This window comes from Microbacterium foliorum (assembly GCF_003367705.1).
In the GTDB taxonomy this organism is placed as follows: domain Bacteria; phylum Actinomycetota; class Actinomycetes; order Actinomycetales; family Microbacteriaceae; genus Microbacterium; species Microbacterium foliorum.
Genome location: NZ_CP031425.1, coordinates 2,192,544 through 2,213,111 on the forward strand (window position 1 = coordinate 2,192,544; position 20,568 = coordinate 2,213,111).

21 protein-coding genes are annotated in these 20,568 nt (G+C 67.4%); 8 read left to right on the forward strand and 13 right to left on the reverse strand.

All coding sequences use genetic code 11. From position 1 onward, the window contains the following. Position 1: 1 nt before the first annotated feature. The 4 genes from DXT68_RS10345 to rpsA all read right to left on the reverse strand — a co-directional run bounded on the left by DXT68_RS10345 (position 2) and on the right by rpsA (position 4,345). The gene (locus tag DXT68_RS10345) at positions 2-862 is read right to left on the reverse strand and encodes an ABC transporter permease (protein ID WP_052677681.1); all 861 of its coding nucleotides are present in this window, start codon (positions 860-862) and stop codon (positions 2-4) included. Beyond that, a complete protein-coding gene (locus DXT68_RS10350; protein ID WP_045253760.1) occupies positions 859-1,905 on the reverse strand; it encodes an aliphatic sulfonate ABC transporter substrate-binding protein in 1,047 nt (348 codons plus the stop codon). The genes DXT68_RS10345 and DXT68_RS10350 overlap by 4 nt, the downstream gene beginning before the upstream one ends. Further along, the gene (locus DXT68_RS10355; RefSeq protein WP_045253759.1) at positions 1,902-2,756 is read right to left on the reverse strand and encodes an ABC transporter ATP-binding protein; all 855 of its coding nucleotides are present in this window, start codon (positions 2,754-2,756) and stop codon (positions 1,902-1,904) included. Before DXT68_RS10355 ends, DXT68_RS10350 begins: the two co-directional genes overlap by 4 nt. A 134-nt stretch (positions 2,757-2,890) precedes the next feature. After that, positions 2,891-4,345 carry a 30S ribosomal protein S1 gene (gene rpsA / locus DXT68_RS10360; RefSeq protein ID WP_045253758.1) on the reverse strand — a complete coding sequence of 485 codons (1,455 nt, stop codon included), beginning with the start codon at positions 4,343-4,345 and terminating at the stop codon, positions 2,891-2,893. A gap of 203 nt (positions 4,346-4,548) precedes the next feature. Between rpsA and DXT68_RS10365 the strand changes: the two genes are divergently transcribed. After that, positions 4,549-5,490, forward strand: coding sequence for a 5'-3' exonuclease (locus tag DXT68_RS10365; RefSeq protein WP_045253809.1), 942 nt, complete (start codon positions 4,549-4,551; stop codon positions 5,488-5,490). 7 nt (positions 5,491-5,497) lie between these two features. Here the strand turns inward: DXT68_RS10365 and DXT68_RS10370 are convergent, their stop codons facing one another. Then, positions 5,498-6,484: a PHP domain-containing protein gene (locus DXT68_RS10370; protein WP_045253757.1), complete on the reverse strand. Its 987-nt coding sequence runs from the start codon at positions 6,482-6,484 to the stop codon at positions 5,498-5,500. 7 nt (positions 6,485-6,491) lie between these two features. After that, the gene (gene trpD, locus DXT68_RS10375; RefSeq protein WP_045253756.1) at positions 6,492-7,556 is read right to left on the reverse strand and encodes an anthranilate phosphoribosyltransferase; all 1,065 of its coding nucleotides are present in this window, start codon (positions 7,554-7,556) and stop codon (positions 6,492-6,494) included. Between the two features lie 152 nt (positions 7,557-7,708). On the opposite strand from trpD, the gene ctaE reads away from it, so the two are divergent. The 6 genes from ctaE (at position 7,709) to DXT68_RS10405 (ending at position 13,175) form a co-directional block, all read left to right on the forward strand. Next, complete coding sequence (ctaE, locus tag DXT68_RS10380; RefSeq protein ID WP_082068893.1) at positions 7,709-8,401, forward strand: aa3-type cytochrome oxidase subunit III; 693 nt, start codon at positions 7,709-7,711, stop codon at positions 8,399-8,401. 20 nt (positions 8,402-8,421) lie between these two features. Then, positions 8,422-9,225: a cytochrome bc1 complex diheme cytochrome c subunit gene (qcrC, locus tag DXT68_RS10385; RefSeq protein WP_045253754.1), complete on the forward strand. Its 804-nt coding sequence runs from the start codon at positions 8,422-8,424 to the stop codon at positions 9,223-9,225. A gap of 36 nt (positions 9,226-9,261) precedes the next feature. Continuing rightward, complete coding sequence (qcrA, locus tag DXT68_RS10390; RefSeq protein ID WP_045253753.1) at positions 9,262-10,338, forward strand: cytochrome bc1 complex Rieske iron-sulfur subunit; 1,077 nt, start codon at positions 9,262-9,264, stop codon at positions 10,336-10,338. Then, positions 10,335-12,152, forward strand: a complete 1,818-nt coding sequence (gene qcrB, locus DXT68_RS10395) for a cytochrome bc1 complex cytochrome b subunit (protein WP_045253752.1) — start codon at positions 10,335-10,337, stop codon at positions 12,150-12,152. Before qcrA ends, qcrB begins: the two co-directional genes overlap by 4 nt. Before the next feature lie 94 nt (positions 12,153-12,246). Further along, positions 12,247-12,660, forward strand: coding sequence for a RidA family protein (locus tag DXT68_RS10400; protein ID WP_045253751.1), 414 nt, complete (start codon positions 12,247-12,249; stop codon positions 12,658-12,660). Continuing rightward, positions 12,657-13,175, forward strand: coding sequence for a GNAT family N-acetyltransferase (locus tag DXT68_RS10405; RefSeq protein WP_045253750.1), 519 nt, complete (start codon positions 12,657-12,659; stop codon positions 13,173-13,175). Before DXT68_RS10400 ends, DXT68_RS10405 begins: the two co-directional genes overlap by 4 nt. Positions 13,176-13,301: 126 nt before the next feature. Here DXT68_RS10405 and DXT68_RS10410 read toward each other — a convergent pair whose 3' ends face one another. The 5 genes from DXT68_RS10410 to DXT68_RS10430 form a co-directional block, all read right to left on the reverse strand. Next, complete coding sequence (locus DXT68_RS10410; protein WP_045253749.1) at positions 13,302-13,736, reverse strand: cytochrome c oxidase subunit 4; 435 nt, start codon at positions 13,734-13,736, stop codon at positions 13,302-13,304. Positions 13,737-13,739: 3 nt separating this feature from the next. Continuing rightward, positions 13,740-15,473, reverse strand: a complete 1,734-nt coding sequence (gene ctaD / locus DXT68_RS10415) for an aa3-type cytochrome oxidase subunit I (protein WP_045253748.1) — start codon at positions 15,471-15,473, stop codon at positions 13,740-13,742. Between the two features lie 3 nt (positions 15,474-15,476). Then, on the reverse strand, positions 15,477-16,379 hold the full coding sequence (gene ctaC / locus DXT68_RS10420) for an aa3-type cytochrome oxidase subunit II (RefSeq protein WP_045253747.1): 903 nt from the start codon (positions 16,377-16,379) through the stop codon (positions 15,477-15,479). 98 nt (positions 16,380-16,477) lie between these two features. Further along, positions 16,478-16,843 (reverse strand): iron-sulfur cluster insertion protein ErpA, encoded by a 366-nt coding sequence (erpA, locus tag DXT68_RS10425; protein WP_045253746.1) that lies wholly within the window; start codon positions 16,841-16,843, stop codon positions 16,478-16,480. 71 nt (positions 16,844-16,914) lie between these two features. After that, positions 16,915-18,336 carry a dipeptidase gene (locus tag DXT68_RS10430; RefSeq protein ID WP_045253745.1) on the reverse strand — a complete coding sequence of 474 codons (1,422 nt, stop codon included), beginning with the start codon at positions 18,334-18,336 and terminating at the stop codon, positions 16,915-16,917. 46 nt (positions 18,337-18,382) lie between these two features. On the opposite strand from DXT68_RS10430, the gene DXT68_RS10435 reads away from it, so the two are divergent. Then, positions 18,383-18,970: a DUF3043 domain-containing protein gene (locus DXT68_RS10435; RefSeq protein WP_045253744.1), complete on the forward strand. Its 588-nt coding sequence runs from the start codon at positions 18,383-18,385 to the stop codon at positions 18,968-18,970. 88 nt (positions 18,971-19,058) lie between these two features. On the opposite strand, the gene DXT68_RS10440 is transcribed toward DXT68_RS10435, so the two are convergent. Beyond that, positions 19,059-20,081, reverse strand: coding sequence for a quinone-dependent dihydroorotate dehydrogenase (locus tag DXT68_RS10440; RefSeq protein ID WP_045253743.1), 1,023 nt, complete (start codon positions 20,079-20,081; stop codon positions 19,059-19,061). A gap of 10 nt (positions 20,082-20,091) precedes the next feature. Continuing rightward, the gene (nrdR, locus tag DXT68_RS10445) at positions 20,092-20,562 is read right to left on the reverse strand and encodes a transcriptional regulator NrdR (protein ID WP_045253742.1); all 471 of its coding nucleotides are present in this window, start codon (positions 20,560-20,562) and stop codon (positions 20,092-20,094) included. Positions 20,563-20,568 lie beyond the last annotated feature (6 nt).

The following is a 20,568-nucleotide window of genomic DNA, read 5'->3' on the forward strand; positions in this document are numbered from 1 at the left end:
GTCACACCCACCGTCGGAGCAGGTACTTCTCGACGAGCACGAGAAGAGCGTTGGTGATCGTGCCGAGCAGCGCGAGCAGCACGATCGACAGGATGATCCTGTCGACGCGTCCGCTGTTCTGCGAGTCCGTGAGCAGGAATCCGAGGCCCATCGACGAGGCGATCAGCTCGGCGGCGACGAGGAACAGCCAGGCCTGAGCGAGTGCGAGTCGAAGGCCGGCGACGACCGAGGGAACGACGGCAGGCAGCTGCACGGTGCGGAACAGCGACCATCCGCGGAGGCTGAACGAGCGTCCCGCCTCGACGAGCTGAGGGTCCACGTGGCGGAGAGCGGAGGCGACGGTCGTGTAGACCGGGAAGAACGCGCCGATGGCGATCAGGGTCACCTTGGACTCCTCGCCGATCTGCATCCAGAGGATCAGGAGGGGCACCCAGGCCAGCGACGGGACCGCGCGGACGGCCGAGAGCGTGGGGCTGAGCAGCACGTCGCCGATCTTCGAGAGCCCGACGATCCCCGCGACCGCGAGTCCGATCACGGATCCGATCGCGAAGCCGAGCAGCACGCGCTGCACGGAGATCGCGATGTGGGTGCCCAGCACCCCGCGCTCCGCGAGCTCGACGCCCGCCGAGAACACGGAGCCGGGAGACGGGAGCAGGTAGGGGGCGACGAGACCTGTCGTCGTCACCACCTGCCAGGCGACGACGATCAGTGCGGGCAGCAGGAACCCGCCGATGACGCGCACTGCGGGACGGTCCCAGGCCTGCCGTGCGCCCACCTCAGGGCGTCGCCGAACTCCGCGAGCGGCGTCGAGAGCATCCTGCGCGTCCGCGGGCACCACCACGCGCTGGTCGGGAAGGATCACTCGCCCCCGACCGCCTTCTCCGCGAACGTGGCGTCGACGATCGAGTCGAGCGCCTTGTCGACGGAGTCCTTGCCGCCCTGCACGTCACCGGAGTCGACGAGCACCGGGGCGATCTTCTCGAGCACCGCGATCTGGTCGCCTCCCGGGATGCCGCTCACATCGAGGTTGGAGCGCTCGGTGATGACGGTCTTCGCGACCTCGGGGTCGATGCCGGCGACCTCGGCGAGCAGCGCAGCCGTCTCGTCGGGATTCTCGAGAGCCCACTCGCGCGCCTGCTCGTACGCGTCGACCACGGCCTGAGCGAGATCGGCGTGGTTCTCGATGAAGTCTTCGGTGGCGTTGAGGAATCCGTAGGTGTTGAAGTCGACGTTGCGGTAGATGAGCTGGTCACCCGACTCGACCTCGGCCGCGGCCATGATGGGGTCGAGCCCTGCCCAGGCGTCGACGGAGCCGCCGTCGAGGGCAGCACGTCCGTCGGCATGCTGAAGGTTCTGGACCTCGACGTCATCGACCGAGAGGCCGGCCTCTTCCAGCGACTGCAGCAGGAAGAAGTAGGGGTCCGTTCCCTTGGTCGCCGCCACCGACTTGCCCGCGAGGTCCTCGACCGAGGTGATGCCGCTGTCGGGGCCGACGACGATCGCCGACCACTCGGGCTGCGAGAAGATGTCGATGACCCGGATCGGCGAGCCGTTCGCACGGGCGAGGAGCGCGGCGGAGCCGGCGGTCGATCCCACATCGATCGATCCGGAGCGCAGCAGCTCGTTCGCCTTGTTCGAGCCGGCGGACTGCACCCACTCGACGTCGACGTCGTCTCCCAGGATGTCTTCGAGGATGCCCTGGTCGCGGATCACGAGGCTCAGCGGGTTGTACGTGGCGAAGTCGATCGACAGCGTGTCGGACGACCACTCCCCGGAGGCGACGGCGTCACCCTTCGAGGTGTCGGACGCGGTGGCGTTCTCCCCGGCCACACAGCCGGTGGCGACGAGCATCATCGTTCCGGCGACGGCGATCGCGGGGATGATTCTGCGGGTGATGGTGCTCATCGGTTCTCCTCGGGTGCGGTGCGGTGATGGGTGTCGACGCCGAGTCCTTCGAGGAGGTCGGCGCGGAGGTTCGCGAGGCCCTGATCGGCCCGGTCGCGGGGACGGATCCCCGGCACGCTGAGGGTGCGCGCGACGGAGGGCGCGTCGGTCTCCGCATCGCCGCTCAGCGTGCGCAGCAGCAGCACTCGATCGGCGAGATAGAGGGCTTCCTCGACATCATGCGTGACGAGGAGGATCGTGGTGGGCTCGGCGGCATGGATCTTCAGCAGCAGATCGTGCATCCGCAGTCGCGTGAGCGCGTCCAGCGCGCCGAACGGCTCGTCGAGGAGCAGCACTCCCGGGTTGCGCGCGAGCGCACGGGCGAGCGAGGCGCGCTGCGCCATGCCTCCGGACACCTCGCGCGGCCGCTGGTCGGCCGCCTGCTCGAGACCGACCAGGTCGAGCAGCTCGCGCACGCGTGCACGGCCTTCGCGCCGGGCGATGCCGCGGGGAAGACCGAGCTCGACGTTCTGCGCGATCGTGCGCCACGGCAGGAGCCGGGGCTCCTGGAAGGCGATCGCGGTGCGCTCGTCGACATCGGCGACACCGGTCTCATCGAGAAGGATGCTGCCGCTCGTGGGTGCGTCCAGCCCGCCGACCAGACGCAGGAGCGTGGACTTTCCGCATCCCGAGGGACCGACGATCGCGACGATCTCGCCGGCGGCGACGTCGACGTCGACGCCGCGCAGAACGTCTCGTCGACCACGGGCGACCGGGAAGCTCCGCTCCACGCCGTGCAGGCGCACGGGCTGGGCGGTGCCGGCGATCGCCGGGACGCGTGCCGTGGATGGCGCGGAGAGCAGGGAGGTCATAGCCCCATGCTGTCCAACTCGCGGAACTGTGACGAATGCCGACGTAATGTGCCGTCACGGAACAGCAGAAGCGGCCGTAGACGCGGAACGGGCCGCCATCCCGAAGGATGACGGCCCGTTCCAGAGCGTGATGCTTAAGCGTTGCCGCCCGACAGCTTCTCGCGGAGTGCCGCGAGGGCCTCGTCGTCTGCCAGCGTGCCCGCGCCTGCGGCCTCGCTCGAGAAGACCTGGCCACCGAAGTCGTCGCCGGCTGCTGCCTCGGCCTCGGCTGCCTTGGCAACCTGAGCCTTGTGGGCCTCCCAGCGGGACTGGGCTGCAGCGTACTCCTGCTCCCATGCCTCGCGCTGCGTGTCGAAGCCTTCCTTCCACGCACCGGTCTCGGGGTCGAAGCCCTCCGGGTACTTGTACTCGCCGGCCTCGTCGTACTCGGCGAGCATGCCGTACAGAGCCGGGTCGAACTCGGTGCCGTTGACGTCGACGGCCTCGTTCGCCTGCTTCAGCGACAGCGAGATGCGGCGGCGCTCGAGGTCGATGTCGATGACCTTGACGAAGACCTCTTCGCCGACCGACACGACCTGCTCGGCCAGCTCGACGTGCTTGCTGGAGAGCTCGGAGATGTGGACGAGGCCCTCGATGCCGTCTGCGACGCGAACGAACGCACCGAACGGAACGAGCTTGGTGACCTTACCCGGCGTGACCTGACCGATCGCGTGGGTGCGGGCGAAGACCTGCCACGGGTCCTCCTGCGTCGCCTTCAGCGACAGGGAGACGCGCTCGCGGTCGAGGTCGACCTCGAGGATCTCGACGGTGACCTCCTGGCCCACCTCGACGACCTCGGAGGCGTGCTCGATGTGCTTCCAGGACAGCTCGGAGACGTGCACGAGGCCGTCCACGCCACCCAGGTCGACGAACGCACCGAAGTTGACGATCGACGACACGACACCCTTGCGGACCTGGCCCTTGTGGAGGTTGTTCAGGAACGTGGTGCGCGACTCCGACTGCGTCTGCTCCAGCAGCGCGCGGCGGCTGAGGACGACGTTGTTGCGGTTCTTGTCGAGCTCGAGGATCTTGGCCTCGATCTCCTGGCCGAGGTACGGCGTCAGGTCGCGGACGCGGCGCAGCTCGATGAGCGAGGCCGGCAGGAAGCCACGGAGGCCGATGTCGACGATGAGTCCACCCTTGACGACCTCGATGACCGTACCGGTGACGACGCCGTCGTTCTCCTTGATCTTCTCGACGTCTCCCCACGCACGCTCGTACTGAGCACGCTTCTTGGAGAGGATCAGACGGCCTTCCTTGTCCTCCTTCTGGAGAACCAGGGCCTCGACCTCGTCGCCGACCTTGACGACCTCGTTCGGGTCGACGTCGTGCTTGATCGAGAGCTCGCGCGAGGGGATGACACCCTCGGTCTTGTATCCGACGTCGAGCAGAACCTCATCGCGGTCGATCTTGACGATCGTGCCTTCGATGATGTCGCCGTCGTTGAAGAACTTCAGGGTCTTCTCGACCGCGGCCAGGAAGTCCTCAGCAGATCCGATGTCGTTGATGGCGACCTGCTTGGTGGCCGGGGCGGTCGTTGCGGTAGTCATGTAGTGGGTTGTCCTTGTGAATGGAGACTCGGGCTGAAGGCTCCGGCCGCGCACGGCCGACTTCGAGCTCTGCAGCGATGGTGTGGGTTTCTGCCACCCGGGCATGCACAGGCACGCCACGAGTGACAGTCAAGGCTATCAGATCCCGGGAGGATATGACGGACGAGATATCGCCGCAGAGAGTGCGCTGACAGACTGTGTGCATGCCACGCGCCGACAAGCTGCTCCTGCTCGACACCGCCAGCCTCTACTTCCGCGCTTTCTACGGTGTCCCCGACAAGGTGACGGCGCCCGACGGCTCCCCCATCAACGCCGTGCGCGGGCTGCTCGACATCATCGCGAAGCTGGTGACCCTGTACGAGCCCACGCACGTGGTCGCCTGCTGGGACGACGACTGGCGTCCGCAGTGGCGGGTCGATCTGATCCCGAGCTACAAGTCGCACCGGGTCGTGGAGGTCGTCCCCGCCGGCCCGGACGTCGAAGAGGTGCCCGATCCGCTCGAAGCGCAGATCCCTCTGATCCGCGAGACCCTCCGGCTGCTCGGCATCCCGATCATCGGCGTCGCCGAGCACGAGGCCGACGACGTGATCGGCACGCTCGCCACGCACGCGACGATGCCCGTGGACATCGTGACCGGAGACAGGGATCTGTTCCAGCTGGTCGACGACGACAGAGATGTGCGCGTCATCTACACCGCTCGGGGCATGAGCAACCTCGAGATCGTGACGGATGCCGTGGTGGTGGCGAAGTACGGCGTGCTCCCCTCTCAGTACGCGGACTTCGCGACGATGCGCGGCGACGCCTCCGACGGTCTTCCGGGTGTGACCGGAGTCGGCGAGAAGACGGCGGCGACGCTGCTGCAGGCCCACGCCGACCTCGACGGCATCCGTGCGGCCGCCGCTGCCGGAGAAGGGATGAGCGCGGGCGTCCGCGCGAAGATCCTGGCCGCGACGGACTACCTCGACGTCGCGCCGACCGTGGTCGCCGTCGCGCCCGATCTCGACATCGAGGCACCCGGCGATGCGCTGCGCCCCCTCGACCCGGCCGAGGTCGACGCCGCGACGGCCGTCGCGGAGAGATGGAACCTGGGGTCGTCGATGACGAGGGCGATCACGGCGATCGCCGGCATCGACCGCCAGGGCTGACGGCGGGTCACCGCGCCCAGGCGAGAAGCCGTTCCAGTCCCCACGTCGTGATGATGCGCGCGGCGGGCACGCCCGCCCGTTCGGCACGCTCCGCGCCGTGATCGAGCAGCGAGAGCTGACCCGGCGCATGCGCATCGGAGTCGATGGAGAAGAGACAGCCCGCCTCCAGCGCGATCGCGATCAGCTCGTCCGGCGGATCCTGGCGCTCCGGACGCGAATTGATCTCCACGGCCACACCGTTCTCGGCGCAGGCGGCGAACACCGCCTCGGCGTCGAACTGCGACTCCGCGCGGGTGCCGCGCTCGCCCTGGACGAGGCGACCGGTGCAGTGTCCGAGCACGTTGACGCGCGGATGCGCCACCGCGGCGAGCATGCGCGCCGTCATCGGCCGCCTGTCCATCCGCAGCTTCGAGTGGACGGATGCGACCACGATGTCCAGTTCGCCCAGCAGCTGCTCCTCCTGATCGAGGGCGCCGTCGTCGAGGATGTCGACCTCGATGCCCGTCAGCAGGGTGAAGCCGTCACCGGACTCGGCCCGCACGAGCGGCATCTGCTCCCGCAGCCGCTCGGCCGAGAGTCCGCGGGCGACGCGCAGGCGCGGCGAATGATCGGTGATGGCCTGATACTCGTGACCCAGCGCTCGCGCGGCCGCGGCCATCACCGGGATCGGCGTCGTGCCGTCCGACCAGTCCGTGTGGGCGTGCAGATCTCCCCGCAGCCGTGCTCTCAGTGCCGACGTGCGCTCGGGCTCGACCTCGCCCCGGAGCTCGACGAGGTAGTCCGGCACCTCGCCGCCCTGCGCCTGTCGGATCACACCGAAGGTCGAGTCGCCGATCCCCTTCGCGGCACGGAGCCGGGTGGGGTCGGCCCTGACGTCTTCCGGAAGCTGCTGCAGAGCCGCGGCCGCCACTCTGAACGCCTTCGCCCGATACCTCGACGCGCGCTCGCGCTCGAGCAGAGACGCGATCTCGAGCAGCGCTGCGACGGGATCCATCTCGGACCTATGCCGATGCCAGCTCGCGACTCACGCCGATCCACTGGTCGAGCTTCGCGAGGGCGCGGCCGTCGTCGATCGCCTGTGCGGCGCTCTCGTATCCCTCACGCAGGCGCTCCAGGATGGGCCGCTGCACCTGGGCAGCATCCTGCGAGAGCTCGAAGGCGACGATGCCGGCCGCCGCATTGAGCAGCACGATGTCGCGCACGGGTCCGGTCTCCCCCTCGAGAGTGCGACGGAGGATCGCGGCGTTGTGATCAGGGGTCCCTCCGAGGAGATCCGAGAGGTCGGCGATCGGGATGCCGAGGTCGCGCGGGTCGAGGTCGTGCTCGTGGATGTCACCGCGGGTGACCTCCCAGATGCGGCTGTGACCGGTCGTCGTCAGCTCATCGAGGCCGTCGTCGCCACGGAACACCAGGGCCGTCGCTCCTCGGGTGCGGAAGACGCCGGTGATCAGCGGGACGCGCTCGAGCTGCGCGACGCCGACGGCGTTGGCCTCGGCACGGGCGGGGTTGCAGAGCGGCCCGAGCATGTTGAACACGGTGGGCACCCCGAGCTCGCTGCGGACCTTCGCCGCGTGCTTGAACCCCGGGTGGAAGGCGCCGGCCCAGGCGAAGGTGATGCCCGTGCGATCGAGGATCGACGACACGGCGGCCGGATCGAGCGTGAGTTCGAGTCCGAGTGCGCTCAGCACGTCGGATGAGCCGGACGACGAGCTCGCGGCACGGTTGCCGTGCTTGACGACGGGCACCCCCGTCGCTCCGATGATCACGGCGGCGGTCGTCGACACGTTCACCGTGCCGACGCGGTCGCCGCCGGTTCCCACGATGTCGAGGACATCCGGCGACACCGGCAGAGGCACGGCGGCTTCGAGGATGGCGTCGCGGAACCCGACGATCTCGTCGATCGTCTCGCCCTTGGCCCGCAGCGCGACGAGGAACCCGGCGAGCTGCGCCTCGGTCACGTCTCCCCGCATGATCTGGCGCATGGCCCAGGTGGACTCCCAGACGCTGAGGTCCCGGCGCTCCAGAAGGGTGGTGAGCACGTCGGACCAGGTCACGGAATCAGCCATGTGTGCGATCCTATCGGCGCGGGAAAACGTGCAGACCGCCAGACGGATGACCGGATGCCGTCCACGGACGCCCTTTTCCGCGGATTCACCGACTATTCGCAGCGACTTCTTAGGGTCGCCTAAGTCTGATGGCAGCGAATCCGAGGGTCCCGATGCGAGAATCATGCCCCGGGATCGGCCATAATGGAAGGGTGACGACCTCAGCGACGTATGCCCCGGCGGCAAGAACGATCAAGCGCCCCAACCCGGTAGCTGTCGGCACCATTGTGTGGCTCGGCAGCGAGGTGATGTTCTTCGCGGGACTCTTCGCGATCTACTTCACGCTCCGCAGCACCTCCCCCGAGCTGTGGGCCGACCGCACCGAGCTGCTGAACGTGCCGTTCGCCTTCGTGAACACGGCCATCCTGGTGCTCTCGTCCTTCACCTGCCAGATGGGCGTGTTCGCTGCTGAAGACCTGCAGCCGTACAAGCTCGGCAAGGGCCAGAAGAACGGTGCCGGCCGACGCCGCCTGTTCGGCTGGGGCATGGTCGAGTGGTTCTTCCTCACCTTCGCGCTCGGCGCGATCTTCGTCTCCGGCCAGGTGTGGGAGTACGCCACCCTCGTCGCCGAGGGCATGCCCATCAGCGCGGACTCCTACGCCTCCGCGTTCTACCTGACGACGGGCTTCCACGCCCTTCACGTCACCGGCGGACTCATCGCCTTCCTGCTCGTCATCGGACGCGCGTACGCCGTCAAGAACTTCCGGCACAAGGAGGCGACGTCCTCGATCGTCGTCTCCTACTACTGGCACTTCGTCGACGTCGTCTGGATCGTGCTGTTCGTCGTTATCTACTTCCTGAAATAAGAGCGGAGCTGATCCCCGAGATGGCACGAGAGAAGAAGCGCCGTTCGAACGGCCGTCGCAGTCCCCTGGCTGCCGCAGCACTCATCGGCGCAGGCCTGATGATCACCGGTGCGGTGTACGCCGGAACGTCGGCGGCCTTCGCCGCGACCGACACGCAGACCGCAGCGTCCAGCACGCTCACCGTCGACGACGGCGAGAAGCTGTTCACGGCGAACTGCGCCACCTGCCACGGTCTCGACCTGCAGGGAACGCCCAACGGGCCCAGCCTGTACGGAGTGGGCGAGCTGGCGGTCGAGTTCCAGATGTCCACCGGACGCATGCCGCTGCAGATGCAGGGACCGCAGGCGCCGCAGAAGGAGCCGCAGTTCACCGAAGACCAGATCCTCGCGATCTCGTCGTTCGTGCAGGAGTCCGCCCCCGGCCCCACCTTCCCGGAGGATCACCTCCTCGACGGCGGCGGCGACGTCGCCAACGGTGCCGAGCTCTTCCGTGTCAACTGCGCCATGTGCCACAACGTCGCCGCAGCCGGTGGAGCGCTCACCGAGGGCAAGTACGCCCCCGCCCTGACCGAGACCAGCGCACTGCACATGTACGCGGCCATGGTCACCGGTCCCCAGAACATGCCTGTCTTCGGCGACATGAACCTGTCGGACGAGGACAAGCGCGACATCATCTCGGCGCTGCTCTACCAGCAGCAGTCGGTGCAGATCGGCGGGTTCTCGCTCGGTTCGCTCGGCCCCGTCTCCGAGGGCCTGTTCGTCTGGATCTTCGGGATCGGCGCACTCGTCGCGATCACCGTGTGGATCACGGCGAAGTCCAACTGACGCTTAATCATCGAAGAGGAACGTACGAGGAGCACCATGGCACACGACGACGACTCGCAGGCTCTCGATAGGGCCTACCAGCCCTCTCCGGGGCTGGGTGTCGCAGTCAGCGATCCCGTGCAGAACCCCGGTCTTCCGCCGCACCGCGAGCGGATGACCGACAAGGACCCGCGCACTGAGAAGACTGCGGAGCGCACGGTCTACACGCTGTTCTACCTCTCGCTGGCCGGAAGCATCTGGGCGGTCGCCGCCTACATGCTCTTCCCCATCGAGAGCGGCGCGCTCATCGACATCCGACAGAACAACCTCTTCATCGGTCTCGGCATCGCGCTCGCACTGCTGTCCATCGGAATCGGCGCGATCCACTGGTCCAAGGCGCTGATGAGCGACAAAGAGCACATCGAGCACCGCCACCCCACCCGGGGCAAGGACTCGACGCGTGAGGCCGTCGTCGAGGCGTTCGCCACGGCGAACGAGGAGTCCGGGTTCGGACGCCGCACGATGATCCGCAACTCGCTGTTCGCCGCGATCGTCGCCTCGATCATCCCGGGCGTGACGCTCTTCCGCGGTCTCGCTCCGCACAGCACCCCCGATGACCCCACCGCGGGCGACCCGGTCGTGCTGCTCAAGCAGACGATGTGGGAGAAGGGTCAGCGGCTGGTGCGCGACCCCGACGGCACGCCGATCCGTGCTGCCGACGTCACCATCGGCTCCGCGTTCCACGTGATCCCTGAAGACCTCGCAGACCTCAGCCACCACGACGGCTACCTCGAGGAGAAGGCGAAGGCGATCGTGCTGATGATGCGCCTCCGTCCCGAGCAGCTCACCGAGGCCGAGGACCGCAAGGACTGGTCGTACGACGGCATCGTCGCGTACTCCAAGGTCTGCACCCACGTCGGCTGCCCTGTCGCTCTGTACGAGCAGCAGACGCACCACCTGCTGTGCCCCTGCCACCAGTCGCAGTTCGACGTGACCGATCACGCCAAGGTCATCTTCGGCCCGGCCGCACGCCCGCTGCCGCAGCTGCCCATCACCGTCGACGACGAGGGCTACCTCGTCGCACGCAGTGACTTCACCGAGCCCGTCGGCCCGAGCTTCTGGGAGCGCCATTGAGCACCGCAACGCTGTCCAAAGAGGACAAGGACAACAAGGCGCCCCTCGGCGGCCGATTCGTCGGCGCCGCGTCGAACTACATCGATGAGCGCACCAGCATCTCCGGACTCGTCAAGGAGCTCGGACGCAAGATCTTCCCCGACCACTGGTCGTTCATGCTCGGCGAGATCGCGCTGTGGAGCTTCGTGGTCGTGTTCCTGTCCGGAACCTTCCTGACGTTCTTCTTCCAGGCCTCCATGGTCGAGACCCACTACACCGGTGCGTACGCCCCGATGCGCGGTATCGAGATGTCTGCGGCCCTCGAGTCGTCGCTGCACATCTCGTTCGACCTCCGCGGTGGTCTCCTGGTCCGCCAGATCCACCACTGGGCAGCTCTCGTCTTCGTCGCAGGAATCGGCGTGCACATGCTGCGCGTCTTCTTCACCGGAGCGTTCCGCAAGCCGCGTGAACTCAACTGGGTGATCGGATTCGTCCTCTTCATCCTCGCGATGGCCGAGGGCTTCACCGGCTACTCGCTGCCTGACGACCTGCTGTCGGGCAACGGCCTGCGCATCATCGACGGCATGATCAAGGGCTTCCCGCTCGTCGGCACCTGGATCTCGTTCCTGCTGTTCGGCGGCGAGTTCCCCGGCACCGACATCGTGGGCCGCCTCTACACGCTGCACATCCTGCTGCTCCCGCTCCTGGTCATCGGACTGATCGCGGTGCACCTGATGCTCATGATCGTGAACAAGCACACGCAGTTCGCCGGCCCCGGCCGCACGAACGACAACGTCGTGGGCTACCCGATGATGCCGGTCTACATGTCGAAGATGGGCGGATACCTGTTCATCGTGTTCGGCACGATCGTGCTGATCGCGACGTTCTTCCAGATCAACCCGATCTGGAACTACGGTCCCTACGACCCCTCCCCCGTGTCCGCCGGTACCCAGCCCGACTGGTACATCGGCTTCGCGGACGGCGCGCTGCGATTGGCGCCGTCGAACCTCGACGTCGTGTTCCTCGACCACACGTGGTCGTTCGGAATCCTGCTCCCGGTGATCGTGCTCGGTCTGTTCATCGTTCTCGTGGCCGTCTACCCCTTCATCGAGGCGTGGATCACCGGCGACAAGCGCGAGCACCACATCGCTCAGCGTCCCCGCAACGCGGCGACCCGCACCGCCATCGGCGTGGCCGGCGTCATCTTCTACGCGGTGCTCTGGGCTGCTGCCTCGTCCGACCTCATCGCGACGCACTTCATGCTCACGATGGAGGGTGTGATCCACACGCTCCAGGCTCTGCTGTTCGTCGGACCGGTGCTCGGGTACTTCGTCGCCAAGCGCATCGCGCTGGCGCTGCAGAAGAAGGACCGCGAGATCGTCCTCCACGGCTTCGAGTCGGGCCGCATCGTCCGCCTCCCCGGCGGCGAGTTCATCGAGGTGCACCAGCCGGTCGACAAGTACGACCGCTGGAAGCTCATCGACGTCGACGGTTACGAGCCGCTCGTCGTCCGCCCGAACGCGAAGGGCCGCATCTCGTGGACCGAGAACATGCGTTCGTCGATCTCCCGCTGGTTCTTCGAAGACCGTCTCGCCCCGCTCACGCAGGCCGAGGTCGAGGCTGCGGATGCTCACCAGCACCACGTCGAGGCTCACAACGAGGAGACCGAGGCCGCCGAGATCCAGGGCGCCCACGAGCGTGCCGGCGCCCCTGATGCGCCGCTCAGCTCGAGCGAGACGCACGTCGACGAAACGGCCAACACGCCCAGCTCGGTCATCTCGACCGAGCCGGTGAAGAAGCCCCGCACGAAGAAGAAGTCGGAGGACGGCGAGTAAGATCGCCGCTCCCATGAAGGAGGCCCTGTCCGTTCTCGGACAGGGCCTCCTTCATGTCCGGGATCCTCTCACGTCGTCATGGAAGGATCGAACCATGAGCTCAGCAGTCCATCTCATCCGTTCCACCGACCTGGCCGCTGCACCCTACGCGTACGCGGCCACAGCTCCCGCCGGCTCCCGGCTGATCTTCCTCGCCGGCGCCTGCCCTCTCGAAGACGACGGCAGCACCACCGCTCCCGGGGACTACGCCGCGCAGGCCGCCCGCTGCATGCAGACTCTGAAGGCAGCGCTCGATGCGAGCGGGGCTGCGCTGACCGACGTGATCAGCACCCGGGTGCTCGTCGCCTCGTCGTCACAGAGAGATCTGGTGGCCGCCTGGGACGTCATCCATGAGGCGTTCGGCGACCACGACGTACCGAGCACCCTGCTGGGCGTCACCGTGCTCGGCTACGACGACCAGCTGGTCGAGATCGAGGCGATCGCGGCAGTCGCGGAGCAGCGCGTATGAGCGCCGTCATCCGTGCGGCGGTCGCTGACGATGCCGAAGCGCTGCAGGCCGTCGAGGCCCACGCCGATGCGCTTCTGATCGACAGGATCGGTGCGACGCACTGGCCCGCCGCCGCCGACGGGGCGTCGAGACTCGCGGCGCCCGGTTTCGTCCTCGTGCTCGAGGACTCCGACAGCTCCTCGCCAGATGATTCCTCTCCCGTCGGCTTCGTCCACGTCCTGGACGCGGAAGGGCACGCACACCTCGAGCAGCTTTCCGTCCTGCCCTCCGCGGGACGGCGGGGCCACGGTCGACGGCTCGTCGAGGCGGCCTTGGCGGAAGCACGCGAACGTGGCTACACGCGGGTCTCGCTGCGGACGTACGCCGAGATCCCGTGGAATGCGCCGTTCTATGCGAGCTGCGGCTTTCTGGAGAGCATTCCCGAGACGTCGTTCCAGCGCGCTCTCGTCGACACAGAGGCACGCCTCGACCTCGACCGCTACGGCCGTCGCATCCAGATGACCGTGGAGCTCTGACCCTCCGCCCGTCTTGGGGCCTCCGCAGGCCTCGGGGCGGTCTCTGCGTCCGCAGAGCTCCACCCCCGCACCCGCGGAACAGGAAGGGCCCCTGGGATGCATCCCAGGGGCCCTTCCGTTGTCAGGTCAGCGTGCGAAGTTACCGCGGTAGTACTCGTACACCCAGCCGACGATCGCGACCACGAAGATCGCCAGGCCGATCGGGAGCAGGAAGTGACCGACGGCGAGCCCGACCACGAACACGGCTGCGGACCCCGCGAGGACCAGGGGCCACCAGGACCACGGGCTGAACTCGCCGAGCTCGGGATCTCCGTCGTCGATGTCACTGGTCAGGATGTCTTCGGGCAGCTCGCCGTTCTGCGCCTTGTGAGTGCGGTCGAGGTAGAAGGCGATCATCGCCCCCATGAAGGTCGCGAAGAACAGCGCGACCGTTCCGACCCACTCGATGCGCTCAGCGAAGTTGTCCGACGGCGTGGCGAGGATGTGCCAGCCGGTGTAGACGACGCCGACCAGGGCGAAGAAGGCGGTCAGGACCCACCAGAGGATGACGTTGTCGCGCATGGCTCAGTGGCCCTCTCGCTCGCCGGGCGCGGCGGGCGTGAACTCGGCCGCCTCCGGGTGGTTCAGGTCGAATGCCGGACGCTCGCTGCGGATGCGCGGGATCGACGTGAAGTTGTGCCGCGGCGGCGGGCAGGAGGTCGCCCACTCGAGCGATGCACCGTAACCCCAGGGGTCGTTGACCGTGACCTTCGGAGCCTTGCGAGCCGTGATCCACACGTTGAGGAAGAACGGCAGCATCGACGCGCCGAGGATGATCGCACCGATCGTGGAGACCTGGTTCTGCCAGGTCCACCCGTCGGCTGCCGAGTAGTCCGCGTATCGGCGCACCATGCCGTCGACGCCCAGCCAGTGCTGAATGAGGAAGGTCATGTGGAAGCCGATGAACAGCAGCCAGAAGTGGACGTAGCCGAGGCGCTCGTTGAGCATGCGTCCCGTCCACTTCGGCCACCAGAAGTAGAAGCCCGCGAACATCGCGAACACCACGGTTCCGAAGACCACGTAGTGGAAGTGCGCGACGACGAAGTACGAGTCCGACAGCGCGAAGTCGAGAGGCGGTGCCGCGAGGATGACACCGGTCAGACCACCGAACACGAAGGAGACCAGGAATCCGAGGGCGAACACCATCGGGGTCTCGAACGTCACGGAGCCTCGCCACAGCGTGCCGATCCAGTTGAAGATCTTCACACCCGTCGGAACCGCGATGAGCATCGTCATCAGGGCGAAGAAGGGCAGCAGGACCGATCCGGTCACGTACATGTGGTGAGCCCACACCGCCACGGACAGCGCCGCGATCGCGATCGTCGCGTAGACCAGCGTCTTGTATCCGAAGATCGGCTTGCGGCTGAACACCGGGAAGATCTCGGAGACGATGCCGAAGAACGGCAGGGCGATGATGTACACCTCGGGGTGACCGAAGAACCAGAACAGGTGCTGCCAGAGCAGGACGCCGCCGTTGGCCGGGTCGTAGATGTGAGCGCCGAGGATTCGGTCGGCGGCCGCGGCGAAGATCGCTGCCGCCAGCACCGGGAAGGCCATCAGGATCAGGAGGCTCGTGATGAGCGTGTTCCACGAGAAGATCGGCATGCGCCACATGGTCATGCCGGGCGCGCGCATCGTGATGACCGTCGTGATGAAGTTCACCGCACCGAGAATCGTGCCGAAGCCCGAGATTCCGAGGCCGACCATCCACAGGTTTCCACCCGCACCGGGCGAGAACGACGCGCTCGCAAGGGGCTGATAGGCGAACCAGCCGAACGAGGCCGCACCCTGCGGGGTGAGGAAGCCGGCGACGGCGATCGTGGAGCCGAAGAGGAACAGCCAGAAGGCGAACGCGTTCAGACGCGGGAAGGCGACGTCGGGGGCTCCGAGCTGCAGCGGCAGGATCGCGTTCGCGAAGCCGGCGAAGAGCGGCGTCGCGAACATCAGCAGCATGATCGTGCCGTGCATCGTGAAGAGCTGGTTGTACTGCTCCTTCGTCGGGATGATCTGCATCCCGGGAGCGAACAGCTCCGCGCGGATGACGAGAGCCATCACACCACCGAGGAGGAAGAACAGCACCGACGCGATGAGGTACATGTACCCGATCGTCTTGTGGTCGGTGGAGGTGATCCACTTGACGACGATGTTGCCCTTCTGCTCCACTCGCGAGGAGCTCATCAGAGCGGCCTGGCGGGCGGGCAGATCGGTGGGTCGGGAGCGGGGGGCCTCGTCGGTGCGGGGTGCTTCAGTGGTCGACATGGCTTACTCCTCTCCTTCCTCGGAGTCGGTCGGTGCAGTGGTGCCCGGGTAGTTGCCCAGACGGTCATAGGCATCGGTGATGTCACCGGTGTTGCCCTCTTCTTCGAGCGTCTGCAGGTACGCGTCGTACTCGTCCTGCTCGACGACCTTCACGTTGAAGAGCATCATCGAGTGGTATTCACCGCAGAGCTCGGCGCACTTGCCGGCGTACTCGCCGACACGGGTCGGGATGAACGACCAGGAGTTGTCCTTCCCGATGTACATGTCCTTCTTGTACAGGAAGTCGATGATCCAGAACGAGTGGATGACATCGCGCGACTGCAGGTTGATCGTGACCTTCTGATCAACCGGGAGGACGAGGGTGGGCAGCTGCGCCTGGTCGATGTTGCCGGCGGCGTCGGGCTGCGCCTGGATGCCCATGGTCCAGACGGCGTCGGAGTTGTCCTCCTCCTCGCCGTCGTACTGGAAGTCCCATGCCCACTGCTTCGCGATCGCGGTGATCTCGACGTCGGGCTCATCCCACTTCGCCTCGATCGCCGTCTGGTCCCGAGCGGTGAAGAAGAACATGCCGAGGACCAGGATGAGCGGGACGATCGTGTAGAAGATCTCGATCGGCATGTTGTAGCGCATCTGGACCGGAAGACCGGTCTGTCCCTTGCGGCGACGGTAGGCGATCGCGGCCCAGGCCATGAGGCCCCAGGTGATCACACCGACGGCGAGCAGGACGATCCACGAGTTGACCCAGAGCGACGAGACGCGCTCGGTCTGGTTGGTGGCCGCAGGCTCACCCTCCACGAAGCCCGGCAGGTAGCCGTTCAGCTCGGTGGCAGTACATCCCGCCAGGGCCACGGCTGCCACTACTCCCAGGGGAAGAGCGGCCCAACGAAGGCGGCGTTTCGAGGGCACGATGCACCTTTCAGATTGCGGACAGGGCACACCCAAGTCTAGGGCAACCTCACACCTGATTCATGCCAACCACGCAGGTTGCCACGAGGGGGACGGGGTCAGTGGAAGCTGTCTCCACAGGCGCAGCTGCCGGCGGCGTTCGGGTTGTCGATCGTGAAGCCCTGCTCCGAGATCGTGTCCTTGAAGTCGATCGATGCGCCGTCGAGGTACGGGACGCTCATGTTGTCGATGATGACCTCGACGCCGTCGAAGTCGACGGTCTCGTCGCCCTCGAGATAGCGCTCGTCGAAGTACAGCTGGTAGATCAGGCCGGAGCACCCGCCGGGCTGGACGGCGACGCGCAGACGGAGGTCGTCGCGGCCTTCCTGCTCGAGGAGGTTCTTCACCTTGATCGCGGCGGCGTCGGTCAGCTTCACGCCGTGCGCCTGGGTGGACTCTGCTGCAGTCAGTGTGGTGTCGCTCATGTCGCTCCTTGTGACGGGCCGTGATCACACGGCTGGTATCTCGATTTTACCCTCCGGCCGGACGATCGGGCTCAGATGCTGGTGTCGTTCATCCGAGAGAGCAGCAGGGCCTCGGTCGCCACCGCGTGGCGGAAGGTGTCGAGATGCAGCGATTCGTTCGGGCTGTGGGCCCTCGAATGCGGATCCTCGACCCCGGTCACGAGGATCTGGGCTGCGGGGAACTCGCGCACGAGATCGGAGATGAAGGGGATGGATCCCCCCACGCCGAGGTCGATCGGGGCCACGCCGTACCCGTCGCGCATCGCGTCGCGGGTCAGCGACACCGCCCATCCGCTGGTGTCGACGAGGAAGCCGTCGCCGAGGTCGACGTCGGAGAACGTCAGCTCCGCGCCGAACGGGGCGTGCGCGCGCAGGTGCGCCTCGAGCGCCGCGTACGCATCGTCCGCGGACTGCCCCGGCGCCACCCTGGCGCTGATGACGACGGTCGCCTCGGGCAGCAGCGTGTTCGACGCCGCTGAGACGCTCGTCGCGTCGATCCCGATGACCGTGACCGACGGCTTGTTCCAGATGCGGCTGAGGATCGTCCCGCCGCCGATCGGCGTCGTGCCCGGCAGCAGTCCGGCCTCGTCGCGCAGCGTCTCCTCGCCGTACTCGGGCGTGGGCGCGTCGCGCTCGGTCATGCCCTCCACCGCGACCGACCCGTCGTCGTTCCAGAGCGTGGAGAGCATCTTGACGGTCGTCATCATCGCGTCGGGAACCGCTCCCCCGAACATCCCGGAGTGGGACGCATGGTCGAGGGTGCGCACGCGCACGGTGAACCGCGCGTTGCCCCGCAACGACACGGTCAGGCCGGGAGTGACAGAGTCCCAGTTGCCGGAGTCCGCGACCACGATCGCGTCGGCGCGCAATGCGTCCTTGTTGTCGGAGAGGAACTGCGCGAACGAGCGCGATCCGTACTCCTCTTCGCCCTCGATGAACATGGCGATGCCCAGATCGAGATCGTCGCCCCGCACCTCTGCGAGCGCGCGGATGGCAGCGATGTGCGCCATGATCCCGGCCTTGTCGTCCGCGGCGCCTCGGCCGTACATGCGGCCGTCCCTGACCGTGGGCTCGAACGGCGGGGTCTCCCACAGCTCGTCGTCGCCGGGAGGCTGCACATCGTGGTGCGCGTACAGGAGGATCCTGGGCTTGCCGTTGCGGGCGGCGCGCGTCGCGAGGACGGCGGGCTGGCCCTTCTCGTCCGTGCCGGGGATGTCCGCGCGGAGGATCCGGACGTCGTCGAACACCCCGGTGTCGGTGGCGAGGGCCGCGACGGCCTCGGCACTGCGCTCGAGCTGGGTCTGGTCGAACGCGGGCCAGGCCATGCCCGGGATGCGGACGAGACGGCCGAGATCGCTCAGCGCCGCGGGCAGGCCCGTCGATGCCGCCTCGAGCAGCGCGGGCTCGCGGGAGTCGGACGGATTCTGGTCACCGGGGTGGGCAGGAGATGTCATGCGAGTAATCTTAAGGTGATCCGCCTTCACCGAACCGAGGAACCTCGTGGCCACTACCCCTGTCTCCCCTCCGACGAACGACGACGCCCCGGAGACGCCGGCGCCGGGCAAGGGACGCGCGACTCCGTCCAGGGCGGAGCAGGAGGCGGCACGCCGCCGCCCGCTGGTGGCGAACACGAAAGAGGCGAAGGCCGCGGCTCGCGCCGAGCTCAACGAGCGCCGCAATCGCGCCCAGGCCGGTCTCGCGGCCGGCGAGGAGAAGTTCCTGCCGCCCCGCGACAAGGGCCCGCAGCGTCGATGGGTGCGGGACTACGTCGATTCCGGGTGGCACCCGGCGGAGTTCGTGATGGGCGTGATGGTGCTCGTCATCCTCATCTCGCTGCTGCCCGCGAACCTCGCCATCGGCGGTTTCGCCGTCGCCGGTTGGGCCTACCTGGTCATGATGGCCTACCTGATCCTCGCGATCGGCGGGATGGTGCTGCTCGGCATCCGCGTCAAGCGCAAGGTGGCCGCGAAGTTCGGCGCTGATCGGATGGAACGCGGACTCGGCTGGTATGCGGCCATGCGGTCCCTGCAGATGCGTTTCATGCGCCTGCCCAAGCCTCAGGTCAAGCGCGGCGACCGTCCCGCCTGACCCCACACACGGAAGAGGCGCCTCCCGCTCGACAGCAGGAGGCGCCTCGTGCGTTCCGCGTGCGAATCCGTTCGGCGCGCGGATCCGTTCAGCGGGCGGCGAGCCCGCGGTTGATCTCGCGGCCCCAGAAAGGCCCGCGGTAGAGGAACGCCGTGTAGCCCTGAACCAGCGTGGCTCCGGCCTCGAGGCGCTCCTGGACGTCGGAGGCCGTCTCCACTCCCCCGACGGCGATGACGCAGAAGTCCTCGGGCACGGCGGAGCGCACCAGACGGAGCACCTGCAGCGAACGCTCCTTGAGCGGTGCGCCGGACAGGCCGCCGGCTCCCAGCGCCTCGACCGTCGAGGCATCGGTCACGAGCCCCTCGCGACTGATGGTGGTGTTGTGAGCGATGATGCCGGCGAGTCCCTCGTCGACGGCCAGCTTCGCGATCGCCGTGATCTCGTCGTCGGGCAGGTCGGGGGCGATCTTGACCAGCAGCGGCGTCTCTCCCGCGGCCTTCTGCACGGCCCGCAGCAGCGGGGCGAGCGTCTCGACGGCCTGCAGACCACGAAGGCCCGGCGTGTTCGGCGACGAGACGTTCACGGCCAGGTAGTCCGCCAGCGGAGCGAGCTTCGTGGCGGACGAGACGTAGTCGGCCGTGGCATCCTCGACGTCGACGACCCGACTCTTGCCGATGTTGACGCCGATGACCGTGTCGGGCGCTCCCCGGCGCAGCCGCGCGAGGCGCCGCGCGACGGCATCGGCGCCCTCGTTGTTGAAGCCCATGCGGTTGATGACCGCGCGGTCGGCGATGAGGCGGAAGAGCCGCGGACGCGGGTTGCCCTCCTGCGGGATCGCCGTGACGGTGCCGACCTCCACGTGGCCGAATCCGAGGGCCGCGAGTCCGCGCACACCGACCGCGTTCTTGTCGAAGCCTGCCGCGATGCCGAACGGCGAGGCGAAGCTCAGTCCCAGCGCGTCGACCCGCAGGCGAGGATCGGGCCGGGTGTACGCGCGTGCGGCGCGGGCGAACGGGGCTGCGCCGAGCACGCGGATCACCGCCATGCCGGCGTGGTGGGCGAACTCGGGATCGAAGCGCGACAGGACAGCGCGGAAGAGCAGCGGATACATCACTGCCAGATTACCGGTCGGCGAGCTCCGGATCCGCGTGGTCGGCCCGGAGGTCGGTGATGGCGCTCTCGAAGTCGTCGAGTGAATCGAAGGCCTGGTAGACGCTCGCGAACCGGAGGTACGCGACCTCGTCGAGATCGCGGAGCGGCCCGAGGATCGCCAGTCCGATCTCGTTGGTATCGAGCTGCGAGACGCCGGTCTGCCGCACCGCCTCCTCGACGCGCTGGGCGAGCACGGCGAGATCGGCCTCGGTCACCGGACGCCCCTGGCAGGCCTTGCGCACACCGGAGATCACCTTCTCGCGGCTGAACGGCTCCATCACGCCGGAACGCTTGATGACGTTGAGGCTGGCGGTCTCCGTTGTCGTGAACCGACCACCGCACTCCGGACACTGGCGGCGCCGACGGATCGACAGACCGTCGTCGCTGGTACGGGAGTCGATGACCCGGGAGTCCGGATGACGGCAGAAGGGGCAGTGCATCTGACC

Excerpts from the sequence above, each read along its gene's own strand:
- DXT68_RS10350 (WP_045253760.1), bottom strand. The coding sequence starts at position 1,905 with ATGAGCACCATCACCCGCAGAATCATCCCCGCGATCGCCGTCGCCGGA.
- DXT68_RS10355 (WP_045253759.1), bottom strand. The coding sequence starts at position 2,756 with ATGACCTCCCTGCTCTCCGCGCCATCCACGGCACGCGTCCCGGCGATC.
- rpsA (WP_045253758.1), bottom strand. The coding sequence starts at position 4,345 with ATGACTACCGCAACGACCGCCCCGGCCACCAAGCAGGTCGCCATCAAC.
- DXT68_RS10365 (WP_045253809.1), top strand. The coding sequence starts at position 4,549 with ATGCCACGCGCCGACAAGCTGCTCCTGCTCGACACCGCCAGCCTCTAC.
- DXT68_RS10370 (WP_045253757.1), bottom strand. The coding sequence starts at position 6,484 with ATGGATCCCGTCGCAGCGCTGCTCGAGATCGCGTCTCTGCTCGAGCGC.
- trpD (WP_045253756.1), bottom strand. The coding sequence starts at position 7,556 with ATGGCTGATTCCGTGACCTGGTCCGACGTGCTCACCACCCTTCTGGAG.
- ctaE (WP_082068893.1), top strand. The coding sequence starts at position 7,709 with ATGCGAGAATCATGCCCCGGGATCGGCCATAATGGAAGGGTGACGACC.
- qcrC (WP_045253754.1), top strand. The coding sequence starts at position 8,422 with ATGGCACGAGAGAAGAAGCGCCGTTCGAACGGCCGTCGCAGTCCCCTG.
- qcrA (WP_045253753.1), top strand. The coding sequence starts at position 9,262 with ATGGCACACGACGACGACTCGCAGGCTCTCGATAGGGCCTACCAGCCC.
- DXT68_RS10400 (WP_045253751.1), top strand. The coding sequence starts at position 12,247 with ATGAGCTCAGCAGTCCATCTCATCCGTTCCACCGACCTGGCCGCTGCA.
- DXT68_RS10405 (WP_045253750.1), top strand. The coding sequence starts at position 12,657 with ATGAGCGCCGTCATCCGTGCGGCGGTCGCTGACGATGCCGAAGCGCTG.
- DXT68_RS10410 (WP_045253749.1), bottom strand. The coding sequence starts at position 13,736 with ATGCGCGACAACGTCATCCTCTGGTGGGTCCTGACCGCCTTCTTCGCC.
- ctaD (WP_045253748.1), bottom strand. The coding sequence starts at position 15,473 with ATGTCGACCACTGAAGCACCCCGCACCGACGAGGCCCCCCGCTCCCGA.
- erpA (WP_045253746.1), bottom strand. The coding sequence starts at position 16,843 with ATGAGCGACACCACACTGACTGCAGCAGAGTCCACCCAGGCGCACGGC.
- DXT68_RS10430 (WP_045253745.1), bottom strand. The coding sequence starts at position 18,336 with ATGACATCTCCTGCCCACCCCGGTGACCAGAATCCGTCCGACTCCCGC.
- DXT68_RS10440 (WP_045253743.1), bottom strand. The coding sequence starts at position 20,081 with ATGTATCCGCTGCTCTTCCGCGCTGTCCTGTCGCGCTTCGATCCCGAG.
- nrdR (WP_045253742.1), bottom strand. The coding sequence starts at position 20,562 with ATGCACTGCCCCTTCTGCCGTCATCCGGACTCCCGGGTCATCGACTCC.